We start from the raw sequence: 17,768 nt of genomic DNA, 5'->3' as shown, positions 1-17,768 counted from the left end.
TTCGCAAGGCCGGCGGGCTCTCCGCGGACGGCGTGTGACCACGGCGCAACGCCCCGCGAGTGTGGAAGGTCGGGCCCGCCCTGTCAAAGAATGCTCCAGAGGCGCGCGCGAAAGACGGCCGCCGGCGCCCCGGCGAGGCCGCGGCCGTGCCCGATGCTCCCGTCCGCTCCTTCGCCGTCGACGCCCGGAGCTTCACCGCCCCGGCGCTGGCGCCCGGCCTCTACATCGTCGCGACCCCGATCGGCCATCTCGGCGACATGACGCTGCGGGCGCTGTCGACGCTCGCGGCCGCCGACCTCATCGCCTGCGAGGACACCCGCGTCACCCGCGTGCTCACCGAGCGCTACGGCATCCGCACGCCGACGATCGCCTATCACGAGCACAATTCCGGCCGCCAGCTGCCGAAGCTGATGGCCGAGCTCGTCGCCGGCCGCTCGGTGGCGCTCGTCTCCGATGCCGGCACGCCGCTGATCTCCGACCCCGGCTATCGCCTCGTCGCCGAAGTGACCGCGCTCGGCCTGCCGGTGATCCCGATTCCCGGTCCCTCCGCGCTGCTCGCGGCTCTGGTCGTCGCCGGTCTGCCGACCGACACGGTGCTGTTTTCCGGCTTCCTGCCCCAGAAGGGCGGGCCGCGGCGGCGGCGCATCGAGACCCTCGCGATCGTGCCGGCGACGCTGGTTCTCTACGAATCGCCGCACCGGGTCGCCGAGACGCTCGCCGACCTCGCCGCCATCCTCGGCGCCGACCGGCCGGCGGTGGTCGCGCGCGAACTGACCAAGCTCTACGAGACGGTGGTGCGCGCACCGCTCGGCGAACTCGCCGAACGCTTCGCCGGGGCGCCACCGAAGGGCGAGATCGTGCTGGTCATCGGCCCGCCGCCGGAGCGCGAGACGTCCGAGGCCGACGCCGACCAGCTGCTGGTCGCGGCACTCGCGACGATGCCGGCGAGCGCGGCCGCTGGCGACGTGGCCCGCGCCACCGGACTCGACCGCCGCGAGCTCTATCGCCGGGCGCTGGAGCTGAAGGGGGCGCTGCAGGCCGACGACGACGATCCCGACGCGGACGGCCGCGACGATGGCGAAGGCGCCTGAGCCTTCGCCCGCCGATCCGCGCCGCCGCGCCGCCGAGCGCCGCGGCCACGGCGCCGAGACGCTCGCCGCCTGGGCCCTGCGCCTGAAGGGCTACCGCATCCTCGGCCGGCGGGTGAAGACGCCGCACGGCGAGATCGACCTCGTGGCCGTGAGACGCGACACCGTGGCGATCGTCGAGGTGAAGGCTCGGGCTGACGCGGACACGGCCTTGTCCGCTGTCGGGTCGGGCACGCAAAGACGGCTGTCGGCGGCGGCGCGCGTCTGGCTCGCCCGCCATCCGGCCTATGTCGGCCACACGATCCGCTTCGATATCGTCATGGTGGTGCCGCGGCGCTGGCCGAGCCACCTCGCCAACGCCTTTGCGGCGACGGATTGACGGAGGGGCACGGCCGGGTGGAAACCCTGTCGCGCGCGTCCCACATCATCCCGACGCCGCCACGGAGAGACGCCGATGACCGAAGCCGCCCGGAAGCCTGAGAAGCGGCTGCGCGTCGCCATCCAGATGGACCACGTCTCGACCGTGAAGATCGCCGGCGATTCGGGCTTCGCGCTCCTGCTCGAGGCGCAGGCCCGCGGCCACGAGCTCTTCCACTACACGCCGGACCGCCTCGCGATGCGCGACGGCGTCGTCATCGCGGCTCTCGAGCCGATCACCGTGCGCGACACCGCCGGCGACCACTTCACGCTGGGGGCGCCGGAGCGCCAGCGCCTCGACGCCCTCGACGTCGTGCTGATGCGCCAGGACCCGCCCTTCGACCTCGCCTATGTGACGGCGACACACATGCTGGAGCGCATCCAGCCGAAGACGCTGGTGGTGAACGACCCGGCCGAGGTGCGCAACGCGCCGGAGAAGATCTTCGTCACGCTGTTCCCAGAGCTGATGCCGCCGACGGTGATCACCCGCGATCGCGCCGAGATCGACGCCTTCCGCAAGGAGTTCGGCGACATCGTCATGAAGCCGCTCTACGGCCACGGCGGCGCCTCGGTGTTCCGCCTCACCGCCGAGGACCTGAACTACGGCTCGCTCTACGACCTGTTCGCCAACACCTTCCGCGAACAGTGGGTGGTGCAGCAGTTCCTGCCGAACGTGAAGCATGGCGACAAGCGCATCATCCTCGTCGACGGCAAGTTCGCCGGCGCGGTGAACCGCGTGCCGGCACCGGACGACCTGCGCTCCAACATGGTGCGCGGCGGTGCGGCGAAGGAGACCGACCTCACCGACCGCGAGCGCGAGATCTGCGCCACCATCGGCCCGGAGCTGGCGCGGCGCGGGCTCCTGCTCGTCGGCATCGACGTCATCGACGGCCGGCTGACGGAGATCAACGTGACGGCGCCGACCGGCATTCGCGCCATCCGCCGCCTCGGCGGCCCGGACATCGCGGCGATGGTGTGGGACACGATCGAGGCAAAGGTGGCGGCGCGGGGGTAGGGGACGGCAGTCGGCAGTGGGCAGTCGGCATTAGGGAGTAGGCAATGGGCAGTGCGCAGAAGGGTGCCCTCCTCTCCGCCTCGCCCTCCTCTCCGTAGTCATTCCCGGCCTTGTGCCGGGAACCCATACAACGGCGCCGCGGATTGGAGATTGCGATCGGGCGCGTCGCTTGCCGAGAGGGATGGGTTCCCGGGACAAGCCCGGGAATGACTACGGTGGGTGAGGTGCGGGATGGGTGGGCGGGAGCCCGCACGCAAACTGCACCGCTGCAAGCGTTGCAGCTTTTTCCCGCCGCCTCCCGGCGGCGCCACCCCACCCCGGCGACCTGCGGTCGCCGACCCTCCCCCTCGAGGGGAGGGTGTTGAACCAACCGAACGGTCGCGAGGCTTGCCTCCGCTGACTGGAATAACAGGGAGACGAGAAATGGCCGAAGCAGCCCGCGCCGAGAGCACCCACGCCGAGACCGCTGGCGCCAAAGGCCGTCGGCCCGGTCGTGGCCGCATCTACGGGTCGATCACCGAGACGATCGGCGACACGCCGCTCGTGCGCATGGACCGGCTGGCGAAGGCGCTGGGCGTCGGGGCGACGCTGCTCGGCAAGCTCGAGTTCTTCAACCCGATCGCGAGCGTGAAGGACCGCATCGGCGTCGCCATGATCGACGCGCTGGAAGCCTCCGGCACGCTGAAGCCGGGCGGCACGATGGTCGAGCCGACGTCGGGCAACACCGGCATCGCCCTCGCCTTCGTGGCGGCGGCGCGCGGCTACCGGCTGATCCTGGTGATGCCGGAATCGATGTCGGTCGAGCGCCGCAAGATGCTGAAGCTGCTCGGCGCCGAGCTGGTGCTGACCGAGGCGGCGAAGGGCATGAAGGGCGCGATCGCCAAGGCCGAGGAGCTCCTCGCCGAGATCCCCGGGGCGGTGATGCCGCAGCAGTTCCGCAATCCGGCCAACCCGGCGATCCACCGCGCCACCACGGCGGAGGAGATCTGGACCGACACCGGCGGCGACATCGACGCCTTCGTGGCGGGCATCGGCACCGGCGGCACCATTACTGGCGTGGCGCAGGTGCTGAAGCCGCGCAAGCCGTCGCTGCACGTGGTGGCGGTGGAGCCGGTGGACAGCCCGGTGCTGTCGGGCGGCACGCCCGGGCCGCACAAGATCCAGGGCATCGGTGCCGGCTTCGTGCCGGAGGTGCTCGACACCCACGCTTTTGACGAGGTGATCAAGGTCTCGAACGACGAGGCCTTCCAGAACGCCCGGCTGCTCGCCCGCCTCGAGGGCATCCCCGGCGGCATCTCGTCGGGCGCGGCGGTGACGGCGGCGGCGGCGCTCGGCCGGCGGCCGGAGTTCGCGGGCAAGAACATCGTGCTGATCATCCCGTCGTTCGCCGAGCGCTATCTGTCGACGATGCTGTTCGAGGGGATGGAGTAGGCGGGACCGGAACCGCTGGGGCCGGACCTGCCGTCTCGCGTGTCAGGGCACCTCGGACCCGAACACCGCGGCGCCGTGCTCGCGCAGAAGGCGCAGGGCGATATCGACGGATTCGGCCTCGTAGAGGCGTCCCCGGCCCTCCGTCAATTCCGCGATCACGGCCTCCATGCCGACCGAGCGCCGGTAGGGGCGGTTCGACAGCATCGCCTCGGCGACGTCGGCGACGGCGAGCAGCTTCGCCTCCGGGGAAATCTCGTTCCCGCGAAGGCCGGCCGGATAGCCGGACCCGTCGAGGCGCTCATGGTGCTGCGTCACCATCGGCAGGATCGGCCATTCGAAGCGGATGGCGCTGAGGAGCTCGCCGCCGCGCGTCGTGTGCGTCTTGATGAGAGCGAACTCTTCCCGGCTGAGCTTGCTGATCTTGTTCAGCACCTCGGCCGGAACGGCGATCTTGCCGATGTCGTGGAGCAGCGCACCGACGCGGACACCTTCGATGTGATCCTCAGACCACCCCTTCTCGCGGGCGATGGCCTCGGCGAAGGCTGCGACCCGCTGCTGGTGGCCGGCCGTGTAGGGGTCGCGGACCTCGACGACGGCGGCGAGGGCGCCAACCGTCTCGATCAGCGCCGCCTTGACGCGCGAGACGGCGGCGAGGCGGCCGGTTTCGCTTTCCTCGTAGCGCACGAGGCTGTCGATGGTGGCGAGGGCCAGGCCGAGCTGACCGCAGAACGCCTCGATGGGGCGGAGCTCGTCCAGATCGAATGCGGCGTCGTGGCCATAGAGCGACAGCGTCGCGAAGACCCGGCCGGAAAAGCGCATCGGCACGACGATGGCGGAACGGACCTCGCGGTCGTGGCCGAACATGCCCTTCGCCCAGGCGAGGTCCGGGCGGGTGTGGAGGTCATTCCACACGCACGGCTCGCCGGTGCGGATCGCGATCTGCGTCGGGCTGGCGATGTCGTCGCGCGTGCGGATCGATTCGACGATCGGTGGAAGCTGGTCGGTGAGCGTTCCGCAGGCGGCGAGCAGGCGCAGCGTGTGGACGTTGCCGTCGTCCAGCTCGCCGATCCAGGCGAGCGCGAAGCCGGCCTCCTGCACCAGCGCGCACGTCACGGCCCGCGCGATCGATGCGCGGTCCTGATGCCCCGAGATCGCCAGCATGCCGTTGACGACGGCAGTGAGGATGCGGTTCTTGCGGGCAAGCGCCGCCTCCGCCACCACCTGTTCGGTCACGTCCCAGGCGATGCTGAGGACGTCGAGCTGCCCGGTCGCCGGATCTCTCAGCGGGCGGTTGGCATAGTCGACGACGTGATCGTCGGTGCCGTAGCGAAGCTTGATGCGGCCATAGAACGGTTCGCCGGTCTCCACGACCTGCGCCACGTGGGCGCGCACCATGGCGCGGTTGTCTTCCGGCCAGCCGGCCTCCTCGAGGTCGAGCTCCTCTTCCGGCGGCGTCGACCGACCGAGCATCCGCCATCCAGCGGCATTCGCGCGGCGGATCCGGCAGTCGGCAGTGAAGACCCAGATGCGGTCCTGGATGCTGTCGAGCACCGCTGCGGAGAAGGCCTGGCGTTCCTCCGCGTCGATACGGGCGAGCCGGGTGGCCGCGGCCACCTCGAAGATGCGATCCGTGAGCCTGCGTTCCCGATGAAGGGCGGCCCGCACGGCGAAGTACAGCGCGGTCGCCGTCAGCGTGACGTAGAGGAGGCCCTTCGAGATCTCGATCCAGGTGTGCCAGTCGTGGTTCACGTTGGCGAAGACATAGTCACCGCCAACGATCCAGATCGCGCCGAGGAGGGTGTAGACCAGTGCGATGCGGGCGGCGGCCTTCGCCGGCTGCACGCCGTCGCGCACGGGTACCTCTCGCGATGTCTCGCCCTTGGCCGTTTCGGCCGTCAATCCACGCACTCCGCGGCCACCGCGCGGCCGCCACCAGAGACAGATTTTGCTCGTACTTTTCAGCACGACGCGCGACAACGCCAAGCTGAACACCAGCATCGGCCGGACTTCGTGCCGTGCCCTTGTTAGCATGAGGCCGGAAGCACCCGGGCTCAAGGATAATCGAGATCACGGATTCGCGCCCGGTTCGTGAGAATGGGCCCGGGAGGCCCGACGGAATGCTGACGACGGACGAGATCGCCCGCTATGCCCGCCATCTGGTGCTGCCGGAGATCGGCGGACCGGGGCAGCAGAAGCTGAAGCGCGCCCGGGTGCTGGTGGTCGGCGCCGGCGGGCTCGGCGCGCCGGTGCTGCTCTATCTCGCGGCAGCCGGCGTCGGCACGCTCGGCATCGTCGACGACGACGTCGTGGAGCTGTCGAACCTGCAGCGGCAGGTGGTGCACGACACGGGCTCGGTGGGCTCGGCGAAGGTCGACAGCGCGGCAGCGACGGTGGCGCGGCTCAACCCACACGTTGTCGTGGAGACGCACCGGGAGCGGCTGACGGCGGAAAGCGCGCCGGCGCTGGTGGCGGCCTATGACGTGGTCGTCGACGGCTCCGACAACTTCGCCACCCGCTACGCGCTGGCGGACGCCTGCGAGGCGGCCAGACGGCCGCTGGTGACGGCGGCGGTCGGCCGCTTCGACGGCTCGCTGACGACGCTGGTGCCCTACGAGAGCGGCCCGGACGGGCGGCCGAACCCGCGCTGGCGCGACCTCTTCCCCGAGGCGCCGCCCGCCGGCACCGTGCCGAGCTGCGCGGAGGCCGGCATCCTCGGCGCGGTGGTCGGCGTGCTCGGCACGCTCGAGGCCTGCGAGGTGGTGAAGCTCGTCACCGGTGCCGGCGAACCGCTGATCGGCCGGCTGTTGCTGGTCGACATCCTCGGCATGCGGTTCGAGACGATCGGGTACGGGCGGGGGTGAGGGGGTAGCGTGCCTGCTTCGGGTGGCGGCGCGGTAAGGATCTAGGGCTTCTGGCCGCCTCGAGGTCCCGGACGAGGCGCCAGCCGGAAGCAGAGCACCTCGCCGGTGTGTGGGTCGCGCCAGATCGGTTTTTCGAGGTCTCCCCCTCGCGTCCTCACGACGTAGCAGTCGTCCTCGTAGGACAGGACATCGGTGTCCGACCCGACCTTTGCGATCTCCGCGATGGCCGTCGATCCTGACGAGGAGATTTGAGTGCGGACGGCATCATCTTCGAAGACGAGCAGAAAGATGTCGACATCGAGCATGGTGTCCACGCGACCCAGCTCGACGAAGAGGCCGGTCTTCTCGTCTTTTATGGTCTGCAGTTTTTGGTAGCCGGCGTGCCCATCAAAAATGATCATAACCATCAAGATGAAGCCGATCCAGGACAAGGCGTAGGCGGACGCGGCCACCGCCCCGCAGATCAGCAAGAATTTGACGACGGACCCGACCACGCTGGCAATGATTCCCCTGTGCCGCGCCCTAGTCGGTGAAGATGCTCACCGACGCGATCGCTGCGAGTCGTGTCTCCCGCAGGACCGCAGTGCGGGCAAATCCGTCACCAGAATCTCGGCGAGCCAAAGGCGGGGGACAGGCAGACGGTCGACCCGACTGGCATATTCCCGGCCTTGCACCGGGATTGCGGGTCGTACGCGAGCGACGATGGTGGCGCGCGGTGCTCTAGGCTCCTTGCGCGGCTCATCCCTCGGAGGTCATTCCCGGCCTTGTGCCGGGAACCCATGCAACGTTCCAGCGAGGGGGCGGGTGCGGAGGCGCCGCGTGCGCGGCAGCGAATGGGTTCCCGGGACAAGCCCGGGAATGACTACGGTGGGGGATGGAAATCGGAGGGACGTGCCTCGGAGGGACGCGCGTCAGAATCTCGGCGGAAGTTGTCTCGGGGACGTACTTCTAGCGGAGGCGCGGGCGGCAGGGAGGACACGGCCTCCCCGCCCGCCTCACAGCATCGAGGGCAGCACGCGGTCCGGCGGGCGGTGGCCGTCCATGAAGGTGCGGATGTTGATGATCACCTTCTCGCCCATGTCGATGCGGCCCTCGATGGTGGCCGAGCCGAGGTGGGGGAGGAGGACGACGCGGCCGGCCTCGGCGAGCTTCATCAGCTTCGGGTTGATCGCCGGCTCGTGCTCGAAGACGTCGAGGCCGGCACCGGCGAGCGCGCCGGTCTCGAGCTGACGGATCAGCGCCGCCTCGTCGATGAGCTCGCCGCGGGCGGTGTTGACGATGTAGGCCTCCGGCCGCATCAGCTTCAGCCGCCGCGCCGACAGCAGATGGAAGGTCGCCGGCGTGTGGGGCGTGTGGATCGAGACCACGTCCATGCGGGCGAGCATCTGGTCGAGGCTCTCCCACCACGTCGCCTCGAGGCTGTCCTCGATCCCCGCGCCGAGACGGCGGCGGTTGTGATAGTGGATCGACATGCCGAAGGCTCGGGCGCGGCGGGCGACGGCCTGGCCGATGCGGCCCATGCCGACGATGCCGAGGCGTTTGCCGGAGATGCGGCGGCCGAGCATCCAGGTCGGATACCAGCCGCCCCAGGCGTTGTCGTGGACGGCGCGAATGCCGTCGGCGAGGCGGCGCGGCACCGCCAGCATCAGCGCCATCGTCATGTCGGCGGTGTCCTCGGTGAGGACGCCGGGGGTGTTGGTCACGGTGATGCCGCGGGCGACCGCCGTCTCGACGTCGATGTTGTCGACGCCGTTGCCGAAGTTGGCGATGAGGCGGAGGTTCGGACCGGCCTGGGAGAGCACGGCGGTATCGATGCGGTCGGTGATGGTGGGCACCAGCACGTCCGCGTGGCGGACGGCCTCGACGAGCTCGGCCTGGCTGAGGGGCCGGTCGGTCTCGTTGAGCTTCGCCTCGAAGAGCTCGCGCATGCGGGTCTCGACGACGTCCGGAAGCTTCCGGGTCACCATCACGTGCGGCTTTTTCCTGGCCATGCTGCGCGTGCCTCGGGGCTCTGGACGGATGCCGGGTTCAGCGCCGGTTAACCCTGAGGCTGCATGCTCGGCGGCGTCCCCCGTGCGCTTCGGCCTTCTGTATCAGAGCGATGCGGAAACACAACGGCCGGGGCGGGCGGACGGTCGGCGGGCGATGAGGGTGTTCGGGATGAACGTGCTTTCCGGGATGGTCGCGGGGCTCAGGTGGATGGCCGTCGGACTGGGGGCCGCCATGCTCGTGGCGATGCCGCCGGCGGCGCCGCCGGCCGAGGCCCAGCAGAACACCGGCCTGCCGCTGCCGCGCTTCGTCAGCCTGAAGGCGAGCCGCGTCAACGTGCGCATCGGACCGAGCAACGAGCACGCGGTGAAGTGGATCTTCGTGCGCGCCGGGCTGCCGGTGGAGATCGTGCAGGAGTTCGAGAACTGGCGCCGCATCCGCGATTCGTCCGGGGCGGAGGGCTGGGTCTACCACGGGCTGCTGTCGGGGCGCCGCACCGCGCTGGTGGCGCCGTGGCAGAACGCCGAGCCGACGGCGCTCTATGTGCGCGGCGACGCGACAAGCACCGTCAGGGCGACGCTTGCGCCGAACGTCGTCGTGCAGGTGCGCGAGTGCGACGGCCAGTGGTGTGAAGTGGAGGGGCCGAGCTTCGCCGGCTTCGTCGAGCAGGCGATGCTGTGGGGCGTCTACCCGGACGAGACGGTGCACTGAGGGGGGAGAGTTTTTCCTTCGCCCGGCCGAAGAAGGGGAGAAGGTGCCCGAAGGGCGGATGAGGGCGCGCGGCGTGAGCCGCGCGGGCGCCCTGCAAATCCGCGACATTCGGCGCACTTCGTGCGCCGCCCTCATCCGGCGCTTCGCGCCACCTTCTCCCGCGAGCGGGAGAAGGAAGAGCCGCAGAGGCGGCCTGACGTGTTGATCAGGCGGCGCGGATCGGGCGGATGCGGACGACGACGTCGACGCGGACGATTTCCATGCCCTCGGGCGCCTCGGGGAGGTTGTCGATCGACAGGCCCTCGCCGGGGATGTCGACGACGCGGTTCTCGTCCTCGAGGAAGAAGTGGTGGTGGTCGGAGGTGTTGGTGTCGAAGTAGGTCTTCGACCCGTCGACCGCGACCTCGCGCAGCAGGCCGGCTTCCGTGAACTGGTGCAGCGTGTTGTAGACGGTGGCGAGCGACACCGGCACGCGGGCCCGGAGCGCCTCCTCGTGCAGCTGCTCGGCCGAGACGTGGCGGTTGCCGTCGGCGAACAGAATGTCGGCGAGCGCGATGCGCTGGCGCGTCGGGCGGAGGCCGGACTCACGCAGCATGCCGCGAACGTTGGCCGGGCGGCGCGTCAACTGGCCCATCATCGAGCCCGCTTCCACCACCATCGTCGTGCTCCGCGACGTCATCATGCCGTCCGCCATGGTCATTCATCCCCGTCGAACCCGCGGCCGTGCCGTCGCGGCTCTCGAAAACTCCACACGCCGTGGACGGGGATTGCGGCCGGGCCGTGGCGGCCCGCCGGACACGCCTGTCCCGGCTTTCGAGACGACCCTAGCCGCGATGATCGGCGATTGCAAGTCATTACTATCTTCATGCGACAGTGGCGGCCGTGTCGCGGCGGGCGCGTCCGGCGGCGGTGGCCGCGGGCTCCGATCGGGGCCGACCGGTGCCCTTTCGGACGGCGAAGGCCTATGGTAGGGAGGTTCCGCGCATCGACCCGCGCCGCTCGCGCGGCACATCGACGTGCGTCGGTTTCGCCCCGATGGCCCGACCGTCGAGACGGTGCGTGTTCTCCCTCGTCCGGATCGCGGCGGCGTTCGCTCACACCGAGGGTGGCGGGGCGGTTCGAAACGATGAATGGCGGGCGCCCCCTCCGGGACGCTCCGCAGGGCGGGGACGCGGAACAAGAATGCACGAGAACGGTATGCGCGAGCGTCGGTCGAGCTTCGAGTACGAGGATCTGATCGCGTGTGCGCGCGGTGAGCTGTTCGGCATGGGCAACGCCCAGCTTCCGCTGCCGCCGATGCTGATGTTCGACCGCATCGGCGAAATCTCCGAGGACGGCGGGGCGCACGGCAAGGGCATGGTCCGGGCCGAGCTCGCGATCCGGCCGGACCTCTGGTTCTTCCCGTGCCATTTCAAGGGCGACCCGGTGATGCCGGGCTGCCTCGGGCTCGACGCGCTGTGGCAGATGCTCGGCTTCTTCCTCGGCTGGCTCGGCTCCCCCGGTCGGGGGCGGGCGCTGTCGGTCGGCGAGGTGAAGTTCTCCGGCATGGTGGTGCCGAGCGTGAAGCGGGTCGAGTACGGCGTCGACCTGAAGCGCGTGATGCGCTCGAAGCTCGTGCTCGGCGTCGCCGATGGCTGGCTGAAGGCCGACGGCGAGACCATCTACAAGGCGAGCGATCTCAAGGTCGGCCTGTTCCAGACCGAACCGGCCGCCGCGGCCTGAGACGCCACGGCCGCCTTTCGAGCGAGCGAGGACGGAGGACGACATGAGACGCGTGGCCGTCACCGGCATGGGGATCGTTTCGTCGATCGGCACCGGCACCCAGGAGGTGCTGGCGTCGTTGCGCGAGGCGAAGTCGGGCATCGTGCGGGCGGACGAATATGCCCGCCTCGGCTTCCGCTGCCAGGTGCACGGCGCGCCGCAGCTCGACCCCGCCGAGGTGGTCGACCGCCGCGCCATGCGCTTCCACGGCGGCGGCACGGCGTGGAACCACGTCGCCATGGACCAGGCGATCCGCGATTCCGGCCTGGAGCCGGGCGAGGTCAGCCACGAGCGCACCGGCCTCGTCATGGGCTCGGGCGGCCCGTCGACCCGCACCATCGTCGAATCCGCCGACATCGCCCGCGAGAAGGGGCCGAAGCGCGTCGGCCCGTTCGCTGTGCCGAAGGCGATGTCGTCGACGGCGTCAGCGACGCTCGCCACTTGGTTCAAGGTGAAGGGCGTCAACTATTCGATGTCGGCGGCCTGCGCGACCACCAACATCTGCATCGGCCACGGCGCCGAGCTCATCCAGTGGGGCAAGCAGGACGTCGTCTTCGCCGGCGGCTGCGAGGACCTCGACTGGACGCTGTCGGTGCTGTTCGACGCCATGGGGGCGATGTCGGCCGGCTACAACGACCGCCCGGCGGTCGCCTCCCGCGCCTATGACAAGGACCGCGACGGCTTCGTCATCGCCGGCGGTGCCGGCGTGCTGGTGCTCGAGGAGTGGGAGCGGGCGAAGGCCCGCGGCGCCCGCATCTATGCCGAGGTGGTCGGCTACGGCGCCACCTCCGACGGCCACGACATGGTGCAGCCCTCCGGCGAGGGCGCGGTGCGGGCGATGCAGCTCGCCATGCAGGGCGTCAAGGGCCCGATCGACTACATCAATCCGCACGCCACCTCGACGCCGATCGGCGATCTCAAGGAGATCGAGGCGATGCGTGTGGTGTTCGGCGACAAGTGCCCGCCGATCTCCGCCACCAAGTCACTGACGGGCCATTCGCTCGGTGCGGCCGGCGTGCAGGAGGCGATCTATTCGATCCTGATGATGCAGAACGGCTTCATCGCCGAGAGCGCCCATATCGACACGATCGACCCGGCTTTCGCCGACATGCCGATCGTGCGGGAGCGTCACGACAACGTCACCCTCGCCCGTGTCCTCTCGAACGGATTCGGATTCGGCGGGACGAATGCGACACTGGTGCTGCAGCATCCGGATGCCGCCTGATTCGCACCGGCGCCGCTGACCACCCCGGACGAGAAATGCCTCGCCGCGGCACCGGCCGCGGCCGACACCGAGGACCGACATGACGGATCTGATGGCGGGCAAGCGCGGGCTGATCATGGGCGTCGCCAACGACCACTCGATCGCCTGGGGCATCGCCAAGCGTCTGTCGGAGCAGGGTGCCGAGCTCGCCTTCACCTACCAGGGCGAGGCCTTCGGCCGGCGCGTCAAGCCGCTCGCCGCCTCGGTCGGGGCGGAAATCCTGCTGCCGTGCGACGTCGAGGACGTCTCTACCGTCGACGCGGCCTTCGATCGGCTGCGCGAGAGCTGGGGCTCGATCGACTTCGTCGTCCACGCCGTCGCCTTCTCCGACAAGAACGAGCTGCGTGGCCGCTACGCCGATACGACGCGCGAGAACTTCGTGCGGACGATGGTGATCTCCTGCTTCTCGTTCACGGAAGTGGCGAAGCGGGCGGCGGCGATGATGCCCAACGGCGGCTCGCTGCTGACGCTCACCTATGGCGGCTCGACGCGGGTGATGCCGAACTACAACGTCATGGGCGTCGCCAAGGCGGCGCTGGAATCCTCGGTGCGCTACCTCGCCGCCGACTATGGCGGCCGCAATATCCGGGTCAACGCGATCTCGGCCGGGCCGGTGCGCACGCTCGCCGGTTCCGGCGTGTCGGATGCGCGGCTGATGTTCAACTACCAGCGCCGCCACTCGCCGCTGCGCCGCACCGTGACGATCGAGGAGATCGGCGGTACCTCGCTCTATCTGCTGTCCGACCTTTCGGGCGGCGTGACCGGCGAGATCCACTTCGTCGACTGCGGCTACAACATCATCTCGATGCCGCGCCTCGACGCCCTCCAGGACGAGGAGCGGCGCGAGCAGGAGGACGATGCGGGCGTCGCGCAGCCGCGGCCGCTGCCGACGGTCGCCACCGCCTGAGCGGTCACCGGTCTGACGGCGGGCATCGCCCGGCGCGGGGGGGCGGGGGCATTTTTCCGGGACGGCGGCCTGATGGACTTCGGCGCACTCGCCTCGCGGCTCGGCCTGCCGATCGGCGGCACCAAGGCGCGGCGCGACCGGCTGGCGCGGCTGGCGCTGGACGGTGACGCCGCCGGGGTGACGCGCTTCATCGCCCGCGACAAGAGCCTGTTCCGACCGACCCGCTTCGGCTGCCGCTTCGAGCCGTTTTCCCACATCCGCGCGCTGCCGGTGATCACCGGCATCGAGATCGTGCGCGGTTCCGGCTTCGGTGCCAAGGCGGCGAGGGTGGATGTCGGGCCGTTCGGTGCCCGCTACCGGCTGCTGTTGTCGGCGGGCCTGCCGGAGGCGGCGCGGGCCGTCAGCGCGGTGCGCCTCGTCTATCGCATCGTCCACGCCCACCGGCTGTTCGAGGCGTTCGGTCGCGAGGGCGGTGGCCGCGGCCACTTCGTCCTCGACGTCGACGATTGCGCCGATCCGGGCGAGCGGGTGGTCGGTTTCTCCGGGCCGCCGGACCGCACCTTCTTGGTGCCCGACCAGATCTTCCTCGCCACCGACGGCTATGCCGACCTGCGCAAGGCATACGCCGCAAGGGGGCGGCCGCTGGCGGCACGGGAGGACACGATCTTCTGGCGCGGCCGCTCGACTGGCACGCTGGCGCGGGGCGAGACGTGGACGGCGCTGCCGCGGGTCGCCTTCGTCGCCGAGGCGCGGCGGATCGCGGCGGCGCGGCCGGATCTGAACATCGACGTCGGGCTGGTGACGACCGACGAGGGCTCCGGCAAGGCGCCGTGGGCCGAACTCGTGGCGCGCGGGCTGACGGCCGACTTCGTGCCGATCGAGAGCTTCGCCGAGAAGCGTGTGCACGTCGACGTCGACGGCAATTCCAACTCCTGGCCCGGGCTGTTCTCGAAGGTGCTGCTCGGCGGGCCGCTGCTGAAGGTGGCGTCCCGCGACGGGGCGGCGCAGTGGTACTATGACCGGCTGGTGGACGCCGAGACGCTTCTGTTCGTCGCCGCCGACCTCTCCGATCTCGAAGGTTGCTGCGAGGCGGTCCGCGATCCGGCGGTGCAGGTGGCGCTGGCGGCCGGGATGACGGCGCTCGCCGAGGGGCTGACGCCGGACGCCGAGATTCCGCGCGTCTTCCCGGTGCTGGAGGAGGCGGCGGCTTATTGGCGCGATAGGCTCTGAGCCGCGACAATGATACAACGCGCGGCGCCGCGCCCGCCGCGGGGCCCGACGCCATCCGAACCGCCGCAAAGACGTTTGCCGCCATGACCGCCGCCGAACCCTCCCTCATCGTCAAGATCTGCGGCCTTCGCACTGCCGAGACGATGGAGGCTGCGCTCGCGGCCGGCGCCGACATGATCGGCCTCGTCAGCTTTGCCCCGAGCCCGCGGCACGTCGACGCCGCGGCGGCGGCCGTGCTGGCCGACCAGGCGCGCGGGCGGGCGGAGATCGTGCTCCTCACCGTCGATGCCGACGATCAGACGCTGGCAGCTGTCGTCGAGGCGATCCGGCCCGACTGGCTGCAGCTGCACGGCCGCGAGACGCCGGCGCGCGTCACCGAGGTGCGGCGCCGTTTCGGCCGCCCGGTGATGAAGGCGCTCGGCATCCGCGACGCGGCCGACCTCGCCGCCGCCGCCGATTATGCCGTCGCCGACCGGCTGCTGTTCGATGCGAAGCCGCCGAAGGATGCGACGCGGCCGGGCGGCAACGGGCTCGCTTTCGACTGGCGCCTCCTTGCCAAACTTGACCCCCGCCTCAGGTTCATGCTTTCCGGGGGGCTCGACCCCGACACCGTCGCAGAGGCGGTGCGGATCGCCCGCCCGCTCGGCGTCGACGTGTCGAGCGGCGTGGAGCGCGCCCCGGGCGACAAGGACCCGGCCCTGATCGCCGCCTTCGTTCGCGCCGCCCGGGCGGCGCAGACCCTGGGAGCACTCGCTTGAACACCGCCGTGCCGCCGACCGTGCGTGCCAATTCCCTCCGGCTCGGACCCGACGAGCGGGGCTTCTTCGGCCTGTTCGGCGGCCGCTTCGTCGCCGAGACGCTGATGCCGCTGATCCTCGAGCTCGAGGCGGCGTGGGAGGCGGCGAAGGCCGACCCCGCCTTCGAGGCCGAGTTCTCGGAGCTGAAGCGGACCTATATCGGCCGTCCGAGCCCGCTGACGTTCGCCCCGCGCCTCACCGAGCACTGCGGCGGCGCCAAGGTCTATTTCAAGCGCGACGAGCTCAACCACACCGGCTCGCACAAGATCAACAACACCGTCGGGCAGATCCTGCTCGCCATGCGGATGGGCAAGACGCGCATCATCGCGGAGACCGGCGCCGGCCAGCACGGCGTGGCGACCGCGACCGTCTGCGCGCGGTTCGGCCTGCCCTGCGTCGTCTACATGGGCGCGCTCGACATCGAGCGGCAGAAGCCGAACGTCTTCCGCATGAAGCTTCTGGGCGCCGAGGTGCGGCCGGTGACCTCCGGCGCCGGCACCCTCAAGGACGCCATGAACGAGGCGCTGCGCGACTGGGTCGCCAACGTCGAGGACACCTACTACCTGATCGGCACGGCCGCCGGTCCCCATCCCTATCCGGCGATGGTGCGCGACTTCCAGTCCGTCATCGGCACCGAGGCGAAGGCGCAGATGCTGGAGGCCGAGGGTCGGCTGCCGGACGCGCTGGTCGCCTGCGTCGGCGGCGGCTCCAACGCCATCGGGCTGTTCCACCCCTTCCTCGACGATCCCGACGTGAAGATCATCGGCGTCGAGGCGGGCGGTCGCGGGCTCGAGGCGGACGAGCACTGCGCCTCGCTGACGCGCGGCCGGCCGGGCGTGCTGCACGGCAACCGCACCTATCTTCTGCAGGACGGCGACGGCCAGATCCTCGAGGGCCACTCGATCTCGGCGGGCCTCGACTATCCCGGCATCGGGCCGGAGCACTCCTTCCTGAAGGAGAGCGGCCGGGTCGAGTATGTGGCGATCACCGACGACGAGGCGCTGGCGGCGTTCCAGCTTCTGGCGCGGCTCGAGGGCATCCTGCCGGCGCTCGAGCCGGCGCATGCGCTGGCCGAGGTGGTGAAGCGGGCGCCGCAGATGGGCAAGGACGAGATCATCCTGATGAACCTCTGCGGCCGCGGCGACAAGGACGTGTTCACCGTCGGCAACATGCTGGGCTTCGGGCTCTGAGGGCTGGCGAACCGGGACTGGGCTGGGGAGGCGAGACGATGCCGAATATCACCGTGCAGATGTACAAGGGCCGTGACCCCGCGAAGAAGAAGGCGCTCGCCGTGGCGCTGACCAACGCGATGGTCGAGAGCCTCGGCTGTCCGATCGCGGCGGTGCAGGTGATCATCCAGGACGTCGAGAAGCACGACTGGGCGCACGCCGGCGTGATGGCCTCCGACCCGAAGCCGGGCGCCGGAGCGTGAGCCAGACCCGCCTCGATACCCGCTTCGCGGCGCTCGCCGCGGAGGGCCGGCCCGGCCTCGTGACCTTCATCACGGCGGGTGATCCCGATACCGAGACGTCGGGCAAGATCCTCGCGGCGCTGCCGGGGGCGGGCGCCGACGTCATCGAGCTCGGCATGCCGTTCACCGACCCGATGGCCGACGGCCCGGCGATCCAGGCGGCGTCGCTGCGCGCCCTGCACGCCGGCCAGACGATGGTGAAGACGCTCGCCATGGTGCGCGACTTCCGCCGCGGCGACGACACCACGCCGATCGTGCTGATGGGCTACTACAACCCGATCTATTCCTACGGCAACGCGCGCTTCCTCGCCGACGCCAAGGCGGCCGGGGTGGACGGGCTGATCGTCGTCGACCTGCCGCCCGAGGCGGACGACGAGCTGTGCCTGCCGGCGCGGGATGCGGGCCTCGCCTTCATCCGGCTGGCGACGCCGACCACCGACGACAAGCGGCTACCGGCCGTTCTCGCCAACACGGCGGGCTTCGTCTACTACGTCTCGATCGCCGGGATCACGGGAACGGCGGCGCCGGACGCCACCAAGGTCGGCCGCGCGGTTGCCCGAATCAAGGCGCATACGCCTCTGCCGGTCGCCGTCGGCTTCGGGGTGCGCACTCCGGAGCAGGCCGCGGCGATCGGTGCCGAAGCGGACGCCGTCGTCGTCGGCTCGGCGCTCGTGCAGGCGGTCGAGCGCTCGCTCGACAGCGATGGACGGGCGACCGAGGCGACCGTCGGCGCCGTTTCCGCGTTGGTGGCGAGCCTCGCCTCGGGCGTCCGGCGCGCCCACGCTGCCTGAGGCCGCCTTTCGACCGATCGTCCCGTCCCGCTCGC

At 70.4% G+C, this 17,768-nt stretch carries 18 protein-coding genes; 14 read left to right on the top strand and 4 right to left on the bottom strand.

What is annotated here, in order from left to right:
• Positions 1 to 146 precede the first annotated feature (146 nt).
• From rsmI to cysK, 4 genes are all read left to right on the top strand, one after another.
• Entirely contained in the window at positions 147 to 1,091 is a 945-nt protein-coding gene (rsmI, locus tag RUR49_RS15200; protein WP_409147234.1) for a 16S rRNA (cytidine(1402)-2'-O)-methyltransferase, read from the top strand.
• Positions 1,075 to 1,467, top strand: a complete 393-nt coding sequence (locus RUR49_RS15195) for a YraN family protein (RefSeq protein ID WP_409147233.1) — start codon at positions 1,075 to 1,077, stop codon at positions 1,465 to 1,467. The genes rsmI and RUR49_RS15195 overlap by 17 nt, the downstream gene beginning before the upstream one ends.
• A gap of 75 nt (positions 1,468 to 1,542) precedes the next feature.
• On the top strand, positions 1,543 to 2,520 hold the full coding sequence (gene gshB / locus RUR49_RS15190) for a glutathione synthase (RefSeq protein ID WP_409147232.1): 978 nt from the start codon (positions 1,543 to 1,545) through the stop codon (positions 2,518 to 2,520).
• Between the two features lie 423 nt (positions 2,521 to 2,943).
• Positions 2,944 to 3,951, top strand: coding sequence for a cysteine synthase A (cysK, locus tag RUR49_RS15185; RefSeq protein WP_409147231.1), 1,008 nt, complete (start codon positions 2,944 to 2,946; stop codon positions 3,949 to 3,951).
• Between the two features lie 42 nt (positions 3,952 to 3,993).
• On the opposite strand, the gene RUR49_RS15180 is transcribed toward cysK, so the two are convergent.
• A complete protein-coding gene (locus RUR49_RS15180) occupies positions 3,994 to 5,850 on the bottom strand; it encodes an HD domain-containing phosphohydrolase (RefSeq protein WP_409147230.1) in 1,857 nt (618 codons plus the stop codon).
• A 218-nt stretch (positions 5,851 to 6,068) separates the two neighbouring features.
• Here RUR49_RS15180 and RUR49_RS15175 point away from each other — a divergent pair, with 218 nt between their 5' ends.
• The gene (locus RUR49_RS15175; protein ID WP_409147229.1) at positions 6,069 to 6,812 is read left to right on the top strand and encodes a molybdopterin-synthase adenylyltransferase MoeB; all 744 of its coding nucleotides are present in this window, start codon (positions 6,069 to 6,071) and stop codon (positions 6,810 to 6,812) included.
• 41 nt (positions 6,813 to 6,853) lie between these two features.
• Here RUR49_RS15175 and RUR49_RS15170 read toward each other — a convergent pair whose 3' ends face one another.
• Both RUR49_RS15170 and RUR49_RS15165 read right to left on the bottom strand, forming a co-directional pair.
• Positions 6,854 to 7,306: a hypothetical protein gene (locus RUR49_RS15170; RefSeq protein WP_409147228.1), complete on the bottom strand. Its 453-nt coding sequence runs from the start codon at positions 7,304 to 7,306 to the stop codon at positions 6,854 to 6,856.
• A gap of 501 nt (positions 7,307 to 7,807) precedes the next feature.
• Entirely contained in the window at positions 7,808 to 8,803 is a 996-nt protein-coding gene (locus RUR49_RS15165; RefSeq protein ID WP_409147227.1) for a 2-hydroxyacid dehydrogenase, read from the bottom strand.
• Between the two features lie 169 nt (positions 8,804 to 8,972).
• Here RUR49_RS15165 and RUR49_RS15160 point away from each other — a divergent pair, with 169 nt between their 5' ends.
• Entirely contained in the window at positions 8,973 to 9,512 is a 540-nt protein-coding gene (locus RUR49_RS15160) for an SH3 domain-containing protein (RefSeq protein WP_409147226.1), read from the top strand.
• Between the two features lie 205 nt (positions 9,513 to 9,717).
• Here the strand turns inward: RUR49_RS15160 and irrA are convergent, their stop codons facing one another.
• Positions 9,718 to 10,149 (bottom strand): iron response transcriptional regulator IrrA, encoded by a 432-nt coding sequence (gene irrA / locus RUR49_RS15155; RefSeq protein WP_409147675.1) that lies wholly within the window; start codon positions 10,147 to 10,149, stop codon positions 9,718 to 9,720.
• A 545-nt stretch (positions 10,150 to 10,694) separates the two neighbouring features.
• On the opposite strand from irrA, the gene fabA reads away from it, so the two are divergent.
• From fabA to trpA, 8 genes are all read left to right on the top strand, one after another.
• The gene (gene fabA, locus RUR49_RS15150) at positions 10,695 to 11,234 is read left to right on the top strand and encodes a 3-hydroxyacyl-[acyl-carrier-protein] dehydratase FabA (RefSeq protein WP_409147225.1); all 540 of its coding nucleotides are present in this window, start codon (positions 10,695 to 10,697) and stop codon (positions 11,232 to 11,234) included.
• Between the two features lie 43 nt (positions 11,235 to 11,277).
• On the top strand, positions 11,278 to 12,498 hold the full coding sequence (fabB, locus tag RUR49_RS15145) for a beta-ketoacyl-ACP synthase I (protein ID WP_409147224.1): 1,221 nt from the start codon (positions 11,278 to 11,280) through the stop codon (positions 12,496 to 12,498).
• Positions 12,499 to 12,577: 79 nt separating this feature from the next.
• Positions 12,578 to 13,444 carry an enoyl-ACP reductase FabI gene (gene fabI, locus RUR49_RS15140; protein ID WP_409147223.1) on the top strand — a complete coding sequence of 289 codons (867 nt, stop codon included), beginning with the start codon at positions 12,578 to 12,580 and terminating at the stop codon, positions 13,442 to 13,444.
• A 72-nt stretch (positions 13,445 to 13,516) separates the two neighbouring features.
• On the top strand, positions 13,517 to 14,674 hold the full coding sequence (locus RUR49_RS15135; RefSeq protein ID WP_409147222.1) for a hypothetical protein: 1,158 nt from the start codon (positions 13,517 to 13,519) through the stop codon (positions 14,672 to 14,674).
• A gap of 83 nt (positions 14,675 to 14,757) precedes the next feature.
• A complete protein-coding gene (locus tag RUR49_RS15130; protein ID WP_409147221.1) occupies positions 14,758 to 15,432 on the top strand; it encodes a phosphoribosylanthranilate isomerase in 675 nt (224 codons plus the stop codon).
• On the top strand, positions 15,429 to 16,661 hold the full coding sequence (gene trpB / locus RUR49_RS15125) for a tryptophan synthase subunit beta (protein ID WP_409147220.1): 1,233 nt from the start codon (positions 15,429 to 15,431) through the stop codon (positions 16,659 to 16,661). Before RUR49_RS15130 ends, trpB begins: the two co-directional genes overlap by 4 nt.
• A gap of 38 nt (positions 16,662 to 16,699) precedes the next feature.
• On the top strand, positions 16,700 to 16,903 hold the full coding sequence (locus RUR49_RS15120; protein WP_409147219.1) for a tautomerase family protein: 204 nt from the start codon (positions 16,700 to 16,702) through the stop codon (positions 16,901 to 16,903).
• Positions 16,900 to 17,733, top strand: a complete 834-nt coding sequence (gene trpA, locus RUR49_RS15115) for a tryptophan synthase subunit alpha (RefSeq protein ID WP_409147218.1) — start codon at positions 16,900 to 16,902, stop codon at positions 17,731 to 17,733. The genes RUR49_RS15120 and trpA overlap by 4 nt, the downstream gene beginning before the upstream one ends.
• The last annotated feature ends 35 nt before the right edge of the window (positions 17,734 to 17,768 follow it).

Origin of the sequence: Pseudoxanthobacter sp. M-2 (assembly GCF_046156265.1) — a bacterium.
Lineage (GTDB): Bacteria > Pseudomonadota > Alphaproteobacteria > Rhizobiales > Segnochrobactraceae > CAMDHY01.
This window is presented reverse-complemented; position numbering and strand designations above follow the sequence as displayed.

Excerpts from the sequence above, each read along its gene's own strand:
- RUR49_RS15195 (WP_409147233.1), top strand. The coding sequence starts at position 1,075 with ATGGCGAAGGCGCCTGAGCCTTCGCCCGCCGATCCGCGCCGCCGCGCC.
- gshB (WP_409147232.1), top strand. The coding sequence starts at position 1,543 with ATGACCGAAGCCGCCCGGAAGCCTGAGAAGCGGCTGCGCGTCGCCATC.
- cysK (WP_409147231.1), top strand. The coding sequence starts at position 2,944 with ATGGCCGAAGCAGCCCGCGCCGAGAGCACCCACGCCGAGACCGCTGGC.
- RUR49_RS15175 (WP_409147229.1), top strand. The coding sequence starts at position 6,069 with ATGCTGACGACGGACGAGATCGCCCGCTATGCCCGCCATCTGGTGCTG.
- RUR49_RS15165 (WP_409147227.1), bottom strand. The coding sequence starts at position 8,803 with ATGGCCAGGAAAAAGCCGCACGTGATGGTGACCCGGAAGCTTCCGGAC.
- RUR49_RS15160 (WP_409147226.1), top strand. The coding sequence starts at position 8,973 with ATGAACGTGCTTTCCGGGATGGTCGCGGGGCTCAGGTGGATGGCCGTC.
- irrA (WP_409147675.1), bottom strand. The coding sequence starts at position 10,149 with ATGATGGGCCAGTTGACGCGCCGCCCGGCCAACGTTCGCGGCATGCTG.
- fabA (WP_409147225.1), top strand. The coding sequence starts at position 10,695 with ATGCACGAGAACGGTATGCGCGAGCGTCGGTCGAGCTTCGAGTACGAG.
- fabB (WP_409147224.1), top strand. The coding sequence starts at position 11,278 with ATGAGACGCGTGGCCGTCACCGGCATGGGGATCGTTTCGTCGATCGGC.
- fabI (WP_409147223.1), top strand. The coding sequence starts at position 12,578 with ATGACGGATCTGATGGCGGGCAAGCGCGGGCTGATCATGGGCGTCGCC.
- RUR49_RS15135 (WP_409147222.1), top strand. The coding sequence starts at position 13,517 with ATGGACTTCGGCGCACTCGCCTCGCGGCTCGGCCTGCCGATCGGCGGC.
- RUR49_RS15130 (WP_409147221.1), top strand. The coding sequence starts at position 14,758 with ATGACCGCCGCCGAACCCTCCCTCATCGTCAAGATCTGCGGCCTTCGC.
- RUR49_RS15120 (WP_409147219.1), top strand. The coding sequence starts at position 16,700 with ATGCCGAATATCACCGTGCAGATGTACAAGGGCCGTGACCCCGCGAAG.